General features: G+C 71.7%; 15 protein-coding genes. 9 read left to right on the top strand and 6 right to left on the bottom strand.

From position 1 onward, the window contains the following. Positions 1-39: 39 nt before the first annotated feature. Complete coding sequence (gene aceE, locus ACWZEH_RS09370; RefSeq protein WP_456197357.1) at positions 40-2,787, bottom strand: pyruvate dehydrogenase (acetyl-transferring), homodimeric type; 2,748 nt, start codon at positions 2,785-2,787, stop codon at positions 40-42. 409 nt (positions 2,788-3,196) lie between these two features. Between aceE and ACWZEH_RS09365 the strand changes: the two genes are divergently transcribed. From ACWZEH_RS09365 to ACWZEH_RS09340, 6 genes are all read left to right on the top strand, one after another. After that, positions 3,197-3,634 (top strand): DUF3052 domain-containing protein, encoded by a 438-nt coding sequence (locus ACWZEH_RS09365; protein ID WP_456197355.1) that lies wholly within the window; start codon positions 3,197-3,199, stop codon positions 3,632-3,634. Between the two features lie 172 nt (positions 3,635-3,806). Continuing rightward, the gene (locus ACWZEH_RS09360; protein ID WP_456197353.1) at positions 3,807-4,280 is read left to right on the top strand and encodes a peroxiredoxin; all 474 of its coding nucleotides are present in this window, start codon (positions 3,807-3,809) and stop codon (positions 4,278-4,280) included. Positions 4,281-4,412: 132 nt separating this feature from the next. After that, complete coding sequence (locus ACWZEH_RS09355) at positions 4,413-4,988, top strand: TerD family protein (RefSeq protein ID WP_042170048.1); 576 nt, start codon at positions 4,413-4,415, stop codon at positions 4,986-4,988. 137 nt (positions 4,989-5,125) lie between these two features. Then, positions 5,126-5,701 carry a TerD family protein gene (locus ACWZEH_RS09350; protein WP_456197350.1) on the top strand — a complete coding sequence of 192 codons (576 nt, stop codon included), beginning with the start codon at positions 5,126-5,128 and terminating at the stop codon, positions 5,699-5,701. A 75-nt stretch (positions 5,702-5,776) separates the two neighbouring features. After that, positions 5,777-6,916, top strand: coding sequence for a DUF475 domain-containing protein (locus ACWZEH_RS09345; protein WP_456197348.1), 1,140 nt, complete (start codon positions 5,777-5,779; stop codon positions 6,914-6,916). 192 nt (positions 6,917-7,108) lie between these two features. After that, the gene (locus ACWZEH_RS09340; protein WP_456197346.1) at positions 7,109-7,846 is read left to right on the top strand and encodes a TerD family protein; all 738 of its coding nucleotides are present in this window, start codon (positions 7,109-7,111) and stop codon (positions 7,844-7,846) included. 29 nt (positions 7,847-7,875) lie between these two features. Here the strand turns inward: ACWZEH_RS09340 and ACWZEH_RS09335 are convergent, their stop codons facing one another. Next, positions 7,876-8,793: a TerD family protein gene (locus tag ACWZEH_RS09335; RefSeq protein ID WP_456197344.1), complete on the bottom strand. Its 918-nt coding sequence runs from the start codon at positions 8,791-8,793 to the stop codon at positions 7,876-7,878. Between the two features lie 204 nt (positions 8,794-8,997). Here ACWZEH_RS09335 and ACWZEH_RS09330 point away from each other — a divergent pair, with 204 nt between their 5' ends. The 3 genes from ACWZEH_RS09330 to ACWZEH_RS09320 are packed head-to-tail and all read left to right on the top strand — an operon-like array spanning position 8,998 to position 13,638. Then, positions 8,998-10,164, top strand: coding sequence for an HpcH/HpaI aldolase/citrate lyase family protein (locus tag ACWZEH_RS09330; protein WP_456197342.1), 1,167 nt, complete (start codon positions 8,998-9,000; stop codon positions 10,162-10,164). A 46-nt stretch (positions 10,165-10,210) separates the two neighbouring features. Continuing rightward, the gene (locus ACWZEH_RS09325; protein ID WP_456197340.1) at positions 10,211-12,826 is read left to right on the top strand and encodes a phosphoribosyltransferase; all 2,616 of its coding nucleotides are present in this window, start codon (positions 10,211-10,213) and stop codon (positions 12,824-12,826) included. Next, positions 12,826-13,638, top strand: a complete 813-nt coding sequence (locus ACWZEH_RS09320; protein WP_456197338.1) for an HAD family hydrolase — start codon at positions 12,826-12,828, stop codon at positions 13,636-13,638. Before ACWZEH_RS09325 ends, ACWZEH_RS09320 begins: the two co-directional genes overlap by 1 nt. 91 nt (positions 13,639-13,729) lie before the next feature. Here the strand turns inward: ACWZEH_RS09320 and ACWZEH_RS09315 are convergent, their stop codons facing one another. The 4 genes from ACWZEH_RS09315 to ACWZEH_RS09300 form a co-directional block, all read right to left on the bottom strand. Further along, the gene (locus ACWZEH_RS09315; RefSeq protein ID WP_456197336.1) at positions 13,730-14,521 is read right to left on the bottom strand and encodes a DedA family protein; all 792 of its coding nucleotides are present in this window, start codon (positions 14,519-14,521) and stop codon (positions 13,730-13,732) included. Positions 14,522-14,602: 81 nt separating this feature from the next. Next, positions 14,603-14,830: an FmdB family zinc ribbon protein gene (locus ACWZEH_RS09310; RefSeq protein ID WP_456197334.1), complete on the bottom strand. Its 228-nt coding sequence runs from the start codon at positions 14,828-14,830 to the stop codon at positions 14,603-14,605. Between the two features lie 478 nt (positions 14,831-15,308). Continuing rightward, complete coding sequence (locus tag ACWZEH_RS09305) at positions 15,309-16,748, bottom strand: hypothetical protein (RefSeq protein ID WP_456197332.1); 1,440 nt, start codon at positions 16,746-16,748, stop codon at positions 15,309-15,311. A gap of 74 nt (positions 16,749-16,822) precedes the next feature. Next, positions 16,823-17,647, bottom strand: a complete 825-nt coding sequence (locus ACWZEH_RS09300) for a DUF4097 family beta strand repeat-containing protein (protein ID WP_456197330.1) — start codon at positions 17,645-17,647, stop codon at positions 16,823-16,825. Between the last annotated feature and the right edge of the window lie 49 nt (positions 17,648-17,696).

The following is a 17,696-nucleotide window of genomic DNA, read 5'->3' as shown; positions in this document are numbered from 1 at the left end:
ACGCCGGAGGCCCTTTCGCGCGCACCGCCCGCCGGTGTGTCAGGCGTCGCCGCCCGCCGCACCCGGGTCGGCCGCGGTCACGTCGAGCAGCCGGTAGCGGTCGATGGCCTGCTTCAGCACGGACCGGTCGACGTGCCCCTCCCGGGCCAGCTCCGTCAGCACCCCCACGACGATCGACTCCGCGTCGATGTGGAAGAACCGGCGGGCCGCCCCGCGCGTGTCGGCGAAGCCGAAGCCGTCCGCGCCCAGCGACTGGTACGTCCCCGGCACCCAGCGGGCGATCTGGTCCGGCACCGACCGCATCCAGTCCGACACCGCCACGACCGGCCCCTGCGCCGAGGCCAGCTTCCGCGTCACGTACGGCACCCGCTGCTCCTCCTCCGGGCCCAGCAGGTTGTGCCGCTCGCACTCCACGGCCTCGCGCCGCAGTTCGTTCCAGGAGGTCGCCGACCAGACGTCGGCCCGCACGTCCCACTCCTCGGCGAGGATCCGCTGCGCCTGAAGGGCCCAGGGCACCGCGACACCGGAGGCGAGGATCTGCGCCGGCTTCGAGCCCGCCGTGCCCTCACGGAAGCGGTACAGGCCCTTGAGGATGCCGTCCACGTCCACGTCCTGGGGCTCGGCCGGGTGCTGGACGGGCTCGTTGTAGACGGTCAGGTAGTAGAAGACGTCCTCGCCGTGCGGGTGCTGCTCGTCGCCGCCGTACATCCGGCGCAGACCGTCCTGCACGATGTGCGCGATCTCGAACCCGAAGGCCGGGTCGTAGGCGACGCACGCCGGGTTCGTGGACGCCAGCAGCTGCGACTGGCCGTCCGCGTGCTGCAGCCCCTCACCGGTCAGGGTCGTACGCCCCGCGGTCGCGCCGAGAACGAAACCGCGCGCCAGCTGGTCGCCCATCTGCCAGAACTGGTCGCCGGTGCGCTGGAAACCGAACATCGAGTAGAAGACGTACACCGGGATCAGCGGCTCGCCGTGCGTGGCGTACGCCGAGCCGGCCGCGATCAGCGAGGCCGTGCAGCCCGCCTCGGAGATGCCGTCGTGCAGCATCTGCCCGTTCGGCGCCTCCTTGTACGCGAGCAGCAGCTCGCGGTCCACGGACTCGTACTGCTGCCCGAGCGGGTTGTAGATCTTCGCGCTCGGGAAGAAGGAGTCCATGCCGAACGTGCGGTACTCGTCCGGTGCGATCAGTACGAACCGCTTGCCGATCTCCTTGTCCCGCATGAGGTCCTTGAGGAGCCGGACGAACGCCATGGTCGTCGCGATGGACTGCTGGCCCGAGCCCTTCTTCACGTTCGCGTACGTCTTGTCCTCGGGCAGTGCGAGCGGCTTCGAGCGCACCACGCGCGTCGGCACGTACCCGCCGAGCGACCTGCGGCGGTCGTGCATGTACTGGATCTCCTCCGAGTCGCGGCCCGGGTGGTAGTACGGCGGCAGGCCGGACTCCAGGTCCTTGTCGGGGATCGGCAGGTGCAGCCGGTCGCGGAAGCCCTTGAGGTCGTCGACCGTCAGCTTCTTCATCTGGTGCGTGGCGTTGCGGCCCTCGAAGTTCGGGCCGAGCGTCCAGCCCTTGACCGTCTTGGCGAGGATCACCGTCGGCTGGCCCTTGTGGTCCATGGCCGCCTGGTACGCCGCGAAGATCTTCTTGTGGTCGTGGCCGCCGCGCCCCAGGTGCAGCACCTGGTCGTCGGTCATGCTCTCGACCATGGCGCGCAGCCGGTGGTCGTCACCGAAGAAGTGGTCGCGGATGTACGCCCCGGACTCGGTGGCGTACGTCTGGAACTGGCCGTCCGGCGTGGTGTTCATCCGGTTGACCAGCACACCGTCCCGGTCCTGGGCGAGCAGCGGGTCCCAGGAGCGGTCCCAGACCAGCTTGATCACGTTCCAGCCGGCGCCCCGGAAGACCGACTCCAGCTCCTGGATGATCTTGCCGTTGCCGCGCACCGGCCCGTCGAGGCGCTGCAGGTTGCAGTTGACGACGAAGGTCAGGTTGTCGAGGTTCTCGCGGGCCGCGAGCGTCAGCTGGCCCAGCGACTCCGGTTCGTCCATCTCGCCGTCGCCGAGGAACGCCCACACGTGCGACTTCGAGGTGTCGGCGATGTCGCGCGCCTGCATGTAGCGGTTCATCCGGGCCTGGTAGATCGCGCTGATCGGACCGAGGCCCATCGAGACGGTCGGGAACTCCCAGAACTCCGGCATCGAACGCGGGTGCGGATACGAGGCCAGGCCCTCGGGGGCCTTCGACTTCTCCTGCCGGAACCCGTCCAGCTGCCGCTCGCTCAGCCGGTCCAGCAGGAACGCGCGGGCGTAGATGCCCGGCGAGGCGTGGCCCTGGAAGAAGACCTGGTCGCCGCCGTCGCCCTCGTCCTTGCCGCGGAAGAAGTGGTTGAAGCCCACGTCGTACAGCGACGCCGAGGAGGCGAAGGTGGCGATGTGGCCGCCGACGCCGATCCCGGGCCGCTGGGCGCGCGAGACCATCACCGCCGCGTTCCAGCGGGTCGCGTTGAGGACCTTGCGCTCGATCTCCTCGTTGCCCGGGAAGAACGGCTCCGCGCGGGTGGGGATCGTGTTCACGTAGTCGGTGCTGCGCATCTCGGGCACGGCCACGCGCCGCTCACGGGCCCGCTCGATCAGCCGCAGCATCAGATAGCGGGCCCGTTCCCGGCCGCGCTCGTCGACGGCGGCGTCGAGGGAGTCGAGCCACTCCTGGGTTTCCTCGGGATCGAAGTCAGGCACCTGACTCGGAAGGCCACCAATGATGATCGGGTTGCGATCGGATGCGGAAGCCACGCTGTTCCTTACCTGTCGAAGGGCCGTGAGGAGGCCGCTGCTTCACTGACGTAGCCGGGTCTGCGCGCTCCCCATGGTCCACCCCGGGGCCGCACACGTCATCTCTACCGATAGGTAACCGGCACGCGAGACCGGTACGGTGGCGTACGGAGCGAATCTCGCGTTCATGCGAGTCTCGTACCCGTATACAGTTCCCAAACGCCCATTCGGGGCACAAGGGTGTGGTGTGAGTCACCGTGGGCCAGGATGATGTGCCTGGAGTTGCGGTGACCCGGTCAGGATCGTCACCGTTTAGGCGGTCCAAACGGCCGGGTACTTGCGCGATCCGCCCTGCCCGTGTGGACTACGGCCAACGCCGCGCGCCCGCGCGTGGCTGAGATATTCCCAAACCATGATCAGGAGGCACCCCGTGAGCGCGACCGCGGACCACGCGGAGGAGCGGACGAACCCTGCCGCCAGGCTGGGGTTCCAGCCCGGGCAGGTGGTCCAGGAGATCGGCTACGACGACGACGTCGACCAGGAGCTCCGCGAGGCCATCGAGGGCGTCATCGAGAGCGACCTTGTCGACGAGGACTACGACGACGTGGCTGACGCCGTTGTGCTGTGGTTCCGCGACGACGACGGCGACCTGACGGATGCGCTGGTGGACGCCGGCACGTACATCGAGGAGGGCGGGACGATCCTGCTCCTCACGCCGAAGACCGGCCGTTCGGGGTACGTGGAGCCGAGCGACATCTCGGAAGCCGCCACCACGGCCGGCCTGACCGCCGCCAAGAGCGTCAGCGTCGGCAAGGACTGGAGCGGCAGCCGGCTGGCGACGCCGAAGGCGGCCAAGTCGCGGAGGTAGCCGCGTCCCGGAGGTAGCCACGACGGCCCCGCCCCGGCGCGCAGCCGTATCCCGCCTTTCCACCGGACGGGCTGACAGGTTCAGCCCGTCCGGACCGTTGTCGTACCCCCTGCGTAGGGTGTTCCCAGGGAACAGGCCGGGCACAGCACCCCCCGAAGGGACGAACCAGGCGATGGCGATCCAGGCGACGGCGCTCCAGGTCGGCGATCACGCCCCCGACTTCGAGCTCAGGGACAACCACGGCGCGCCCGTGCGGTTGTCCGACCACCGCGGCCGCCGGAACGTGGTGCTCGTCTTCTATCCCTTCGCCTTCACCAGCGTGTGCACCGACGAGCTGCGCGCCCTGCGCGACGGCCTGGACCTCCTCGACGGCCGCGACACCCAGCTGCTCGCCGTCTCCACCGACTCCGTCCACACCCTGCGCGTCTTCGCCGAGCAGGAGAACCTGGAGTACCCCCTGCTGTCGGACTTCTGGCCGCACGGGAACGTCTCGCGTGCCTACGGCGTCTTCGACGAGGGCAAGGGCTGCGCCGTTCGGGGGACCTTCGTCATCGACCGCGAGGGTCTCGTCCGGTGGACGGTCGTCAACGCGCTGCCCGACGCACGCGACCTGGACGACTACGTCGAGGCGCTCGACGCGCTGTGAGCACGCCCGACAGCGGTGATTCCCCGGCGCCCGGTCCTGCGGTGGCCGGGAACCCGTTACTAGGATCGACTCGTTGATCCGACATCCAACGCACGACGGGGCTTCCCGCCCCCGGACATCAATGGAGGACTCGTGGGAGTCAGCCTCAGCAAGGGCGGCAACGTATCGCTGACCAAGGAAGCGCCGGGCCTGACCGCGGTCATCGTCGGACTGGGGTGGGACGTCCGCACCACGACCGGCACCGACTTCGACCTGGACGCCAGTGCGCTGCTGGTGAACAACACGGGCAAGGTCACCAACGACGCCAACTTCGTCTTCTTCAACAACCTCAAGAGCCCCGACGGCTCGGTCGAGCACACCGGCGACAACCTCACCGGTGAGGGCGAGGGCGACGACGAGCAGATCAAGGTCAACCTCGCGGGCGTGCCCGCGGAGATCGAGAAGATCGTCTTCCCGGTGTCCATCTACGACGCCGAGAACCGCCAGCAGTCCTTCGGCCAGGTGCGCAACGCGTTCATCCGCGTCGTCAACCAGGCCGGCGGCGCCGAGATCGCCCGCTACGACCTGTCGGAGGACGCCTCCACCGAGACCGCGATGGTCTTCGGCGAGCTGTACCGGCACGGAGCCGAGTGGAAGTTCCGCGCCATCGGCCAGGGCTACGCCTCCGGTCTGCGCGGCATCGCGCAGGACTTCGGCGTGAACGTCTGACACGCTCGCGTCCGGGCGCCGCTGCCCGGGCCCGGCCGTCTCGCACGGCTGTTCCGTCCGGCGCCGCACGGTTTACGTGCGGCGCCGGACGCGCAGGAGACCACCTGAGAAACATCACCCGGGGAGGGACCAGCAACATGGGCGTCACGCTCGCCAAGGGAGGCAATGTCTCCCTGTCCAAGGCCGCACCGAACCTCACGCAGGTGATGATCGGGCTCGGCTGGGACGCACGCTCCACCACGGGAGCCCCCTTCGACCTCGACGCCAGCGCACTGGTGTGCAGCGACGGCCGGGTCATGGGGGACGAGTGGTTCATCTTCTACAACCAGCTCACGAGCCCGGACGGCTCGGTCCAGCACACCGGTGACAACCTCACCGGCGAGGGCGACGGCGACGACGAGTCCCTGCTGGTCGACCTCTCCAAGGTGCCCGTCCGGTGCGACAAGATCGTTTTCCCGGTCTCCATCCACCTGGCCGACGACCGCGGCCAGGCTTTCGGCCAGGTCAGCAATGCTTTCATCCGAGTGGTGAATCAGGCGGACGGTCAGGAACTCGCCCGCTACGACCTCTCGGAGGACGCCTCCACGGAAACCGCGATGATCTTCGGCGAGCTCTACCGCTATCGGGGCGAGTGGAAGTTCAGAGCGGTGGGGCAGGGGTACGCGTCGGGGCTTCGGGGTATCGCCCTAGACTTCGGAGTCAATGTTTCGTAAAGCCGACTATGGCGACGGGGAGAGTCTCCTCCGGAGATCGTCCGGGGGGACCCCCCACACATGATGGGGTAGCCAGTGGTTCTGAAAACCTTCGGCTGGTCGTTCGCGGTCACCGCGCTCGGCCTGGTCGCAGCGATCCTCTTCGGGGGGTGGACCGCCTTCGGCATCGTGGCGATCCTCTCGATCCTCGAAATCTCGCTGTCCTTCGACAACGCGGTGGTCAACGCCGGGATCCTGAAGAAGATGAATGCCTTCTGGCAGAAGATCTTCCTCACCATCGGCATCCTGATCGCCGTCTTCGGCATGCGGCTGGTCTTCCCCGTCGTGATCGTCGCCGTCAGCGCCTCGCTCGGTCCGATCGAGGCGGTCGACCTCGCCCTCAGTGACAAGGACCGCTACCAGGAGCTGGTCACCGACGCGCACCCGTCGATCGCCGCCTTCGGCGGCATGTTCCTGCTGATGATCTTCCTGGACTTCGTCTTCGAGGACCGGGACATCAAGTGGCTGACCTGGATCGAGCGTCCGCTGGCCAAGCTCGGCAAGGTCGACATGCTGTCGGTCTGCATCGCGCTGATCGTCCTGCTGACCGCCTCCCTGACGGTCGGGGCCAACGCCCACCAGCACGGCGGCACCCATGTCGACAAGGCGGAAACGGTCCTCCTCGCCGGTATCGGCGGTCTGATCACCTACATGATCGTGGGCGGTCTCTCCGGCTTCTTCGAGAACAGGCTCGAGGAGCAGGAGGAACGTGAGCACGAGGCCGAGGAGAAGGCCGAGCGGGTCGGCAGGCCCAAGACGGCCCTCGCAATCGGCGGCCAGGCCGCGTTCTTCATGTTCCTCTACCTCGAGGTCCTGGACGCCTCCTTCTCCTTCGACGGCGTGATCGGCGCCTTCGCCATCACCAACGACATCGTGCTGATGGCCCTGGGCCTCGGTATCGGCGCCATGTACGTCCGTTCGCTGACGGTCTACCTGGTGCGCCAGGGCACCCTCGACGAGTACGTCTACCTGGAGCACGGCGCGCACTACGCGATCGGCGCCCTCGCCGCGCTCCTGCTCATCACGATCCAGTACGAGATCAACGAGATCATCACCGGTCTCATCGGTGTCGTCCTGATCGGCCTGTCCTTCTGGTCCTCCGTGCGCCGCAACAGGGCCCTCGCGGCGGCCGAGGGCGGCGCGGGAGAGAAGACCGAGGTCTCCTCCGGGGTGTGACAGCCCTCCGGGTGAGGAACGCTCTGTTCGGGGCGGCCGTCGAGGACCAGTCCTCGACGGCCGCCCCGACGGCCGTCAGGAGCCCGCCCGGGCGCCGACGGCCGGCGCGTGCGGGCAGCGGGACGGCAGGGCCGGCGGGACAGCAGGACCAGCGGGACAGAGCGGGGTTCGACGAGTGGACTTGGGGCGGGAATGGGCTTCCTGGACGGACTGCGGCGCGGAAACGACAGCGCCTTCGACTCGGGCAACGCGGCCACCAACGCCATCGAGCTGACGAAGCGGAATGCGCAGGTGTCCCTGACCAAACAGGGCGCGGCCACCGGCAACCTCCGGATCAACCTGAGCTGGCGTATGCGCACCTCCGACCTGAGTGGCTCCCAGCGGGAGAGCCTGCTGCGCCACCCCTTCAAGGCGCTCAAGCCCCCGGAGGTCATCGCCCACAGCCAGAGCATGGTCAACGTCGACCTGGACCTGGGCTGCCTGTACGAGCTCCAGGACGGCACCAAGGGCGTGGTCCAGCCGCTCGGCGGCCTCCTCGGCGACGTCAACGGGCCGCCGTACGTCAAGCTCAGTGGCGACGACCGGTTCGGCTCGGGCTCCGGGGAGACGATCTACGTCAACCTGGACCACCGCGAGAACATCAAACGCCTGCTGGTCTTCGTGTACATCTACGACCAGACGCCCGCCTTCGACCGGACCCAGGCCATGGTCACGCTCTACCCCAGCAACGGCCCGCGGATCGAGATAAGCCTGGACGAACGCCATCCGCAGGCCCGCTCCTGCGCGGTGGTGATGATCGAGAACGTCAAGGGCGAACTCGTCGTCCACCGCGAGGTGAAGTTCGTCTACGGCTTCCAGGGGGAACTGGACCGCCTCTACGGCTGGGGCCTGCAGTGGGGGCGCGGCTTCAAGTCGAAGACGGGCCGCTAGCCGGTCGGGCGGACGGGCCCGGTCGGGCCCTACCGCCCGATGAACTGCGGCCCCTGCGGGGGCAGGCGGAAGTCGGGGTCGGGGGTGTGGGGGGCCGGGGGCGGGTAGCCGTAGCCGGACGGGGCCGCCGCGGGGGCGGGCACGGGGGACGTCTGCGGGTAGCCGTAGGCGGGCCGGCCGGCCGGCTGCGGATAGCCGTAGGCCGACTGCGTGGCCGGCGGCTGCTGGGGCGGGTAGCCGTACGCGGGCTGAGCCGGAACGCCCGGCGGCTGTTCGGGCGGCAGCGGGACGGACCGGTCGGCCGCGGCGGGGGCGTGCACCTGGGTCAGGGCCTCGGGGGAAACCGGGGACGAGGAGGACGAGGACGTGGCGGGGTCGGCGGCCGGCGGCTCCTGCGCGGCCTCCGACTCGTCCACCGAGATCCCGAAGTCCGTCGCCAGGCCCTTCAGCCCGTTCGAATAGCCCTCGCCGAGCGCCCGGAACTTCCAGCCGTCCCCGCGCCGGTACAGCTCACCGCAGATCAGCGCAGTCTCCTGGCCCGTCTCCGGTGTGACGTCGAAGTACGCCAGCGCCTCCGCGTCCGGGGTCTGCGCGTCGTACAGCAGGATGCGCAGCGTGTCCACGGTGTCGAAGGTGACACCGTCCGCCGACGCCACCAGCAGGATCCGCCCTACGCCCTCCTCGATCCCGCCGAGATCCGTCTGGATCGCGTCGGTCAGGACCTCGGCGACGCGCTTCTTGCCGAGCCGCCACACCTTGCCGGACGGGTGCCGCGGCTGGTTGTAGAAGACGAAGTCCTCGTCCGAGCGGACCCGGCCGTCGAGCCCGAGGAGCAGAGCGGACGCGTCCACGTCGGGAACGCCCTGGCCGGGCGACCACCGCAGGACGGCGCGTACCGTGGTGGCTCGGAGCGGGACGTTCGATCCCTTCAGCATGGCGTGCGTCATGCGGTCATCCTGCCCTCTCCGTCCTGGTCACGACAACGCGGGGTGCGGACGCGCGCCGGCGTCGTTTGGCACCGACACGACCGGGACACCTGAAGTTCACGCCCGGCGGGAACCGCCGACATCGATACCTACGTACTATTACCGGCCACCTTCCGACATTCCACAGCCATTTCACGCCATGCCGAACGGTCACGGGGGAGTTCAATGCGTCACTTCGGACAGATCGCCCCTGCGGTGCGGAAACGTCTCTTCCACCGGGAGCCCGGCCTGTTCACGGCCCGGTCCCCGGCCCGTCTGCTCTCCATGGCCCTCGGTGCCACGCTGTACAGCCCCGCGACCCGGCCCCGGCTCGCCGACGACATCGTCAAGCAGGCCGGGAACGGCGTGGTCTCGATGGTGCTGTGCCTCGAGGACTCCATCGGGGACGACGAGGTGAGCGCCGGCGAGGCGAACCTCGTGGCCCAGTTCGCCGACCTGGCCGGCCGGCCCGGGGCCGGCCTGCCGCTGCTGTTCATCCGGGTCCGCACCCCCGAGCAGATCCCCGACCTCGTCCGGCGCCTCGGCGCCACCGCCCCCCTGCTGTCCGGGTTCGTCCTGCCGAAGTTCACCGAGGAACGCGGCATGCCCTTCCTCGAGGCCCTCACCGTCGCCGAGGCCTCCTACGGTCACCGCCTCTTCGCGATGCCGGTGCTGGAGTCGCCCGAGCTGCTCTACCGCGAGACCCGGGTGGAGACCCTCGAAGGCATCCTCCGCGCGGTCGACAAGTACCGTGACCGGGTCCTCGCGCTGCGTCTCGGCGTGACCGACTTCTGCTCCCCGTACGGGCTGCGCCGCGGCCCCGACATGACGGCCTACGACCTCCAGATCGTCGCCTCCGTGATCGCCGACGTGGTGAACATGCTGGCCCGCGTCGACGGCACCGGATTCACCGTGACCGGGCCGGTCTGGGAGTACTTCCGGGTCCAGGAACGCATGTTCAAGCCGCAACTGCGGCAGAGCCCGTTCCTCGAGGTGAAGGCCACGGAGCTGCGCCAGTCGCTGATCGAGCACGCCATGGACGGCCTGCTGCGGGAGATCTCCCTGGACCGGGCCAACGGCCTGCAGGGCAAGACCTGCATCCACCCCTCGCACGTCCTGCCCGTGCACGCGCTGTCCGTCGTCAGCCACGAGGAGTACAGCGACGCCCAGGACATCCTGCGGCCGGAACGCGGCGGCGGTGGTGTCATGAGGTCGGCGTACACCAACAAAATGAACGAGGTGAAGCCGCACCGCGCGTGGGCCGAGCGGACCGTGCTGCGCGCCGAGGTGTTCGGCGTCGCGAACGAGGACATCGGGTTCGTGGAACTGCTCGCGGCCGGCCTGGTCAAGTGACCGACCTGAACCGACCTGACATGACCGGATCGACGGCAAGGGATTCATGGAGAAGGCAGTGAACGAGGGAGTGCGCCGCGAGGCGCGCGACGGATCGCGGGCCGGCGGGGACATACCCGCCGGGGACGTCTGGTCCGGCAGCTGGGTCGCCGAGCGGCTGGGCGTCGAGCTGGCCGGCGACGACCGGCTGACCGGGCTGCTGGGGCTGGCGCTGCGCCGCAACCCCAAGCGGGCGCACCTGCTGGTGTCCAACGTCCTCGGCAAGCACGTACCGCAGTCGCCCGCCGTCGTGTACGGCCACGGCGTCGCGCTCGGCCGCCGGGTCCGCGAACTGCTCGGCGACCAGGCGCACCGGGCGGTGGTCCTCGGGTACGCCGAGACCGCCACCGGCCTCGGCCACGCGGTCGCCGACGGCGTGGGCGTCGCCCCCTGCCTGCACTCCACCCGCCGCCCGGTCCCCGGGGTCGCCACGGCGGGCGGCTTCGAGGAGTCCCACTCCCACGCCACCTCGCACCTGCTGCTCCCCGAGGACCCCGGGCTGCTCGCCGGGGACGGGCCGCTGGTCCTGGTCGACGACGAGTTCTCCACCGGCAACACGATCCTGAACACCATCCGCGACCTGCACGCACGCCACCCCCGGCGCCGGTACGTGGTGGTCGCCCTGGTCGACATGCGCTCGCCCGCCGACGCCGGCCGGCTGGACGACCTCGCCCGCGGGATCGGCGCCCGTGTCGACCTGGTGACGACCGTCTCGGGCACGGTGCGGCTCCCGGAGGGCGTGCTGGAGAAGGGCAGGGAGCTCGTCGCCCGGCAGGAGGCACGGACGGCCTCCCGGCCGGCGGCCGGGGCGGGGACGGAAACGGGGACGCGGACGCGGACCGGCCGGGTCGCGCGCATCGAGCTGGGCTGGCCGAAGAGGCTGCCCGACGGCGGGCGGCACGGGTTCACGCCCGCGCACCGCGCCCGCCTGGACGACGCCCTGCCCGCCATGGCCGGCCGGATCGCCGACGCGCTGCCCGACGGCGCCCGACGCGTCCTCGTCCTCGGCTTCGAGGAGCTGATGTACGCCCCGCTCCGCCTCGCCCACGCGCTGGAACAGCAACTGGAGCAGGACCGGCAGCACCGGACGCCGCACCGGGCACCGGCCGCCCGCGCGGGCGGCACCGAGGTCCGCTTCTCGACCACCACCCGCTCGCCCGTCCTCGCCGTGGACGACCCCGGCTACGCGATACGCACCCGGCTGGCCTTCCCCGCCCACGACGACCCCGCCGACGGACCCGGCGAGCGCTACGCCTACAACGTCGCCGGCGCCGGCTTCGACGCCGTCGTCGCCGTCGTCGACTCGGCCGCCGACACCCCCGCGCTGCACGCGCCCGGCGGGCTGCTGGCCGAGCTCGCCGCACACACCCCGCAGGTCCTCCTCGCCGTCGTACCGTCCTACGTGCCCGCCGCCCCGGACCGCCACCGTCCGGGCGGACCGGACGCCCCCGAAAGGCCCGCCTCCATGCTGCCCGAGCCCCTCCGCGGCCCCGCCTTCTCCTCGTACGCGCCCGAGGAGGTCGGCTGGCTGCTCCAGGACCTCTCCGACGTCACGCTGGAGGCGCCCACCGAGGAGCGCGAGGAGGCCATCCAGAGCGGCGGCGCGCACTACGCCGAGTCGCTGCCCGTCGAGTACCAGCCGAGCGAGCAGTACCAGGAGCTGTTCCGGGCGGCCCTCGAGACCTCGGCGGCCCGCCTCGCCCACGCGGTCGGCGTGGTCACCGAGACCGTCCTCGCCGAACGGTCACCGCGACCGGTCCTGGTCTCCCTGGCCCGCGCCGGCACCCCCGTCGGCATCCTGATGCGCCGCTGGGCCCAGTACCGCCACGGGCTCGACCTTCCGCACTACGCCGTCTCCATCGTGCGCGGCCGGGGCATCGACGCCAACGCGCTGCGCTGGCTGGCGGAGCACCACGACCCCCGGGACGTCGTCTTCGTCGACGGCTGGACCGGCAAGGGCGCCATCACCCGCGAACTCGCCCAGGCCGTACAGGAGTTCGAGAAGAATCACGGGGTCACCGGCTTCGACCCGGAGATCGCGGTCCTGGCCGACCCCGGCTCCTGCGTACGGACGTACGGCACCCGTGAGGACTACCTGATCCCGTCCGCCTGCCTCAACTCGACCGTCTCCGGCCTCATCTCACGCACCGTGCTGCGCGCCGACCTGGTCGGTCCCGACGACTTCCACGGCGCCAAGTTCTACCGCGAACTCGCCTCGGCGGACGCCTCGGTGGCCTTCCTGGACGCCGTCCGCGCCCGCTTCCCCGAGGTCACGGACGCCGCCTGCGCCCGGGCCGAGGAACTGCTCGCCGCCGACCGCACCCCCACCTGGGAGGGCTGGGCCGCGGTCGAACGCATCAGTGAGGAGTACGGCATCCACGACGTGAACCTCGTCAAGCCCGGCGTCGGCGAGACCACCCGCGTCCTGCTGCGCCGGGTGCCGTGGAAGATCCTCGCGCGCGCCGGAGCGGGCCACGACCTCGACCACGTACGGCTGCTGGCCGACCAGCGGGGCGTCCCCGTCGAGGAGGTCGCCGGCCTCCCGTACACCTGCGTCGGTCTGATCCACCCCCGCTACACGCGCGGGGCGACCGGCGCCGACGGCCACGCGGTGACGGCCTGATGACCGTCCTCGTCGCCAGCGACCTCGACCGCACCCTCATCTACTCCGCGAACGCCCTCGCCCTGACCGGGCCCGACGCCGAGGCCCCGCGCCTGCTGTGCGTGGAGGTCTACGAGAGCCGCCCGCTGTCCTACATGACGGAGACCGCCGCCCGGCTCCTGGCCGAACTCGGCGACGCCACCGTGTTCGTACCGACCACCACCCGCACCCGCGAGCAGTACCGGCGCATCAGCCTCCCCGGCCCCGCCCCGGCGTACGCGATCTGCGCCAACGGCGGCCACCTCCTGGTCGACGGCGGGACCGACCACGACTGGCACGCCCGGGTGAGTGCCCGCCTCGCCGCCGAGTGCGCCCCGCTCGCCGAGGTGCGGGCCCACCTGGAGCGGACCGCCGACCCGGCCTGGACACGCAAGCACCGCGTCGCCGAGGACCTCTTCGCCTACCTCGTCGTCGAGCGCGAACTGCTGCCCGAGGAGTGGGTGAAGGAACTCGCCGTCTGGGCGGAGAACCGCGGCTGGACGGTCTCCCTGCAGGGCCGCAAGATCTACGCCGTACCGCGGCCGCTCACCAAGAGCGCGGCCATGCGCGAGGTCGCCCGACGCACCGGCGCCGGCCTCGCCCTCGCCGCCGGCGACTCGCTCCTCGACGCCGACCTGCTGCTCGCCGCCGACCGGGGCTGGCGCCCCGGGCACGGCGAACTGGCCGACGCCGACTGGACGGCCCCCGGCGTCACCGCGCTCCCCGAGCGCGGGGTCACGGCCGGGGAGCGGATCCTGCGGGAGTTCCTCGGGGCGGCGCGGTCGGCCGGCTGAGGCGGCTGCGGAGCCCGGTGAGGCGGCTTCGGCGAGGCCGCGCCGGAGCGCCGGGCTGCCCGGGCCCGGCCGGAGTGCCCCCGGCCGGGTCCTACCGGTCGGCGGGCGCGTATCCGTGTCCGCCGGCCGGCCCGTGCCCGGCGGCGGGTTCGTACCGGCCTGCGGTGTCGCCCCCGCCGGGGGAGTCCGACGTCCGCGCCTCTTGCGGGCCCGCCTGCCGGTCGCGCCGCCTGCGGCCGGCGCCCGGCCGCAGCATCCGCGTGCCGAAGAACGCGAGCACCGCCAGCAGGGCCAGGCCGAGGACCACCTTGGAGTAGCCCGACACGATGGTGGTGGCCTGCTGCCAGTTCTCGCCCAGCGCGTAGCCCGCGAGGACGAAGACGGTGTTCCAGATGGCACTGCCCAGTGCGGTCAGGCCGAGGAACACGGACAGCCGCATGCGCTCCACACCGGCCGGCACCGAGATCAGCGAGCGGAAGACCGGGACCATCCGGCCGAAGAACACCGCCTTGGTCCCGTGCCGCAGGAACCACGCCTCGGTCCTCTCGATGTCCGAGACCTTCACCAGCGGGAGCCGCCCCGCGATCGCCACCGTCCGCTCCCGGCCGAGCAGCGCGCCCACGCCGTACAGGGCGAGCGCGCCGATCACCGAACCGGCCGTCGTCCACAGCAGCACCGCGAGCAGACCCATCCGCCCACCGCTCGCGGCGAACCCGGCCATCGGCAGGATCACCTCGCTCGGCAGCGGCGGGAAGAGGTTCTCCAGCGCGATGGCGAGTCCCGCCCCCGGCGCGCCCATGGCGTCCATGAGGTCGTTGACCCACTGGGGCCCGGCTTCCCCGCCCGCCGCGACGGACACGCTGTGCGCTGCGATGGCTGTCATGCGGGCCACCGTACAAACGCGTAGCTGAAGAGAACCTGAGGAAGATCCAGGGGTCGCCGGGCCGGTCCGGCGCGGGGGCCGTCAGCCGCAGCAGCCTCCGCCGCAGCAGCCGCCGCCACCGCCTCCGCCGCCCGCGCGGGGAGCGGCGGCCGGGGCGGAGGCGGCACCGCCCACGGCGACCGTGGACAGCAGCTTCACGGTGTCGTCGTGTCCTGCCGGGCAGGCGGCCGGGGCGGAGGACTCCGCCATGGGACGGCTCAGTTCGAAGGTGTCGCCGCAGGTCCGGCAGCGGTACTCGTAGCGAGGCATGCATACAGGCTAAGGGGTCCTTGCACCATGAGCGCCCGATGAGGTCGCGTGGTCCGGTGCCGTGCGTCGCAAGGCGCCACAGAGCCCTCGTAGCCGAGCCACCGGGACTTTCCGGCAACGCGGCGAGGTGCGGTGCCGGGCCGCGCGACCCGGGCGGGCATGGTGCAAGGCCCCCTAAGGCCTGTCCGGCGGATCACGGTCGGATCACGTCGGGGGCGACCGGCGGTGTCCGTCCGGCCGGGGCGGGTGGGGTCCGGTGCGTTCGGCCGCGAGGCGGAGGAGGGCGCCGACGCGATGGGGGAGGGTCCTCCCTGCCCGAGCGGAGCCGGGAGCCCGGGGGAGCCGGCGACCGACGGCAACGCCGCGGACGGGCGTGCCGGACCCCGCGTCTTCGGCATGATCCGCCGGACAGGCCCCAACCGGCCGACGGCGGGTTGGGGCCGGTGACGGGGGAGCGGGGCGGCCGGATGCGTACCGCTCAGCCGGCGGAGCCGCCCCGGTCCTCGCGGATCAGGGCCACCACCTGCGCCACCGACTCGCGGACCGCTTCCGTCTCCGTCAGGAAGTGCCAGTAGTCGGGATGGCGTCCCTCCAGCCCGGCGACGGCCCGCTCCAGCCGGGCCACGGCGCTGTCCAGCGGGTGGGCGTGGCGCGGGTCGGGGGTGTGACGGCCGGCCATGGCCAGGCGCTGGGCGTCCCGGATGGCGAAGCGGGTGCGCTCGATCTCCTGCTCCGGGTCCTTCTGCACGGCGTTCAGCCGGCCCAGCCGGTCCCCGGCGGCGGACACGGCCTCGTCGGTCGTGTTCAGCAGCGCCCGTACGGTCGACAGCAGGGCGGTGGTGTCCGCCCAGCGCTGCTCGTCGCGTGCGGTGCTCGCCTCGGCGAGCCTGCTCTCGGCCTGCCGCACGTTCTCGGCGGCCAGGTCGGGGACGCCCTGGAGGTCCTGCCAGCAGGTGGCGGTGAAGCGCCGGCGCAGCTCGCTGAGCACCGGTTCCACCTGCTCGCTGCGGGTGGTGAGGGCCTGGGCGCGGGTGCGCAGGGAGACCAGCCGACGGCCGGTCTCGGCGGCCAGTTCCGGCAGCCGGTCGGCCTCCGCGCGGATGGCCTCGGCCTGACGGATGACCTGCTCGGCCCGCTCCAGGGTCTGCGGCACGCCGTGCTGCCCGGCGCCCTGGTTCAGCTTGGTCAGCTCCGGGGAGAGCGCGGCGAGCCGGGCGGCGAGGTCGTCGGCCCGCAGCCCCGACGCGCGGGCGGCGTCCAGCGCGTTCGACGCGGCGAGCAGCGCCTGGCGGGCCCGTTCGACGGCGGGGGCGAGCCGGGCCAGCTGGGTCTCGGCCTTGCCGAGGAGAGGGCCGAGCCCGTCGGTGAAGCGGTCCAGTTCCCGCTTGACCCGGTCCAGCTCGCCCTTGGCCGCGGTCAGTTCGGTGCGGGCCCGGGAGGCGACGGAGGCCTCCAGGTCGTCGCGGTCGAGATCATGGGCGTCGACGGCGGCGATGTACGTGTGGCTGGCCTCGTCGATCCGGCGGCCGAGTGCCTCGAAGTCGGCGACGGCGCGACGGGCGGCGGGGGAGCTGTCGACGGCGGTGATCGTCTCTATGGAGATCCGCAGGTCCCGCTGGGCGGTGTCCAGCTCGTAGAACGCGGCCGCCGCCGCGTCCTTGGCGTCCTGCGCCTCGGCCCGCTGGTTCTCGGCCCGTCCGCCGAACCAGCGCCGGGTGCCGCCGCCGGCGAACGCGACGGGCAGGACCAGCGCCGCCACCAGCGGCAGGACCGTCAGCGCGAACGTGTCACGGAACGGACCGGCGGCCCGGCTCGGGGGGACGGGGCCCCGGGGGACGGGGCCCCGGGACGGAAGACCACGCATGCGGCGCACGCGTGGTCCCGACGGCGAGTACGGCTGCTCTGGTGTCGCCGTCACATCCCTCTCCCGTACTGTCGTTCGCCTGCCCGATGGCCATTGTCCCACCGGTGAAGGACGAACACACGGGTCGTTCAGTTCGCCGTACGGACCGTGATGCTCCCGTCGCCGGTGCGGACGTCGACCAGATGGGAGCTGGCGTCGTCGCGCGGCACCGACACCTCCTCCGAGCCGTCGCCGGTCCCGGTCGTCACCCGGTAGGTGGCCCGGGGCAGTTCGACGGTGGCGGAACCGTCGCCGGTGCGGGACTCCACCAGGTCGGGTACGGCGCTCAGTTCCAGGCGGACCGAGCCGTCGCCGGTCCGGGCGCGCACCGTGCGGGACGCGACCTCGGCCCGCACCGATCCGTCGCCGGTCCGCACGCCCAGGGGACCGGTGGTGTCGGTGACGTGCACGGAGCCGTCCCCGGTACGGATGTCCAGCGCGTCACGGAAGCCCCGGGCGCGCACACTGCCGTCGCCCTCCTCGACCTTCACGGCGACTCCGCGGGGCACCTCGATACGGTGCTTGGCCGAGCAGTCGGCGACGACGCCGGAGCACTCGATCCGCAGCTTCAGCCGGTCGCCCTCCAGCGACCAGGTGGCCTTCGGGTCCGTGCCGAGGGCGACGGTGCCCTGGAACCACCGGGTGACCTCGATGCTCCTCGACGGTCCGCGGTCCGCGGCGACGATCTCGAGCGCGGAGTCGTCGGAGTCGACGGTGAGGGTGCTGCCGGGCAGGCCGAAGGACCGGCGGTCGGGGTCGGTGTCGTCCGCGGCCGTCGCGCAGGCCGTCAGCCCGCCGACGAGCACGACGGCGGCCCCGCCGAGGGCGGCCGCGCGCAGCCGCACGCCACGGGAGGAGCCGGTGGTGGTGCGGGTCGTGCCGGCGGTGCCGGACGTGCGGGTCGTGCGGGTCATGACGGTCTCCCCCTGGGACGGACGGTCGCGCTTTCCGGCGCTCTTCGAC

This window comes from Streptomyces yamdrokensis (genome assembly GCF_053890455.1).
This window is presented reverse-complemented; position numbering and strand designations above follow the sequence as displayed.

Bases quoted from the DNA above. Each gene is read 5' to 3' on its own strand.
- ACWZEH_RS09325 (WP_456197340.1), top strand. From the start codon at position 10,211: ATGGAGAAGGCAGTGAACGAGGGAGTGCGCCGCGAGGCGCGCGACGGA.
- ACWZEH_RS09340 (WP_456197346.1), top strand. From the start codon at position 7,109: ATGGGCTTCCTGGACGGACTGCGGCGCGGAAACGACAGCGCCTTCGAC.
- ACWZEH_RS09330 (WP_456197342.1), top strand. From the start codon at position 8,998: ATGCGTCACTTCGGACAGATCGCCCCTGCGGTGCGGAAACGTCTCTTC.
- ACWZEH_RS09315 (WP_456197336.1), bottom strand. From the start codon at position 14,521: ATGACAGCCATCGCAGCGCACAGCGTGTCCGTCGCGGCGGGCGGGGAA.
- ACWZEH_RS09310 (WP_456197334.1), bottom strand. From the start codon at position 14,830: ATGCCTCGCTACGAGTACCGCTGCCGGACCTGCGGCGACACCTTCGAA.
- ACWZEH_RS09335 (WP_456197344.1), bottom strand. From the start codon at position 8,793: ATGACGCACGCCATGCTGAAGGGATCGAACGTCCCGCTCCGAGCCACC.
- ACWZEH_RS09350 (WP_456197350.1), top strand. From the start codon at position 5,126: ATGGGCGTCACGCTCGCCAAGGGAGGCAATGTCTCCCTGTCCAAGGCC.
- ACWZEH_RS09360 (WP_456197353.1), top strand. From the start codon at position 3,807: ATGGCGATCCAGGCGACGGCGCTCCAGGTCGGCGATCACGCCCCCGAC.
- ACWZEH_RS09320 (WP_456197338.1), top strand. From the start codon at position 12,826: ATGACCGTCCTCGTCGCCAGCGACCTCGACCGCACCCTCATCTACTCC.
- ACWZEH_RS09300 (WP_456197330.1), bottom strand. From the start codon at position 17,647: ATGACCCGCACGACCCGCACGTCCGGCACCGCCGGCACGACCCGCACC.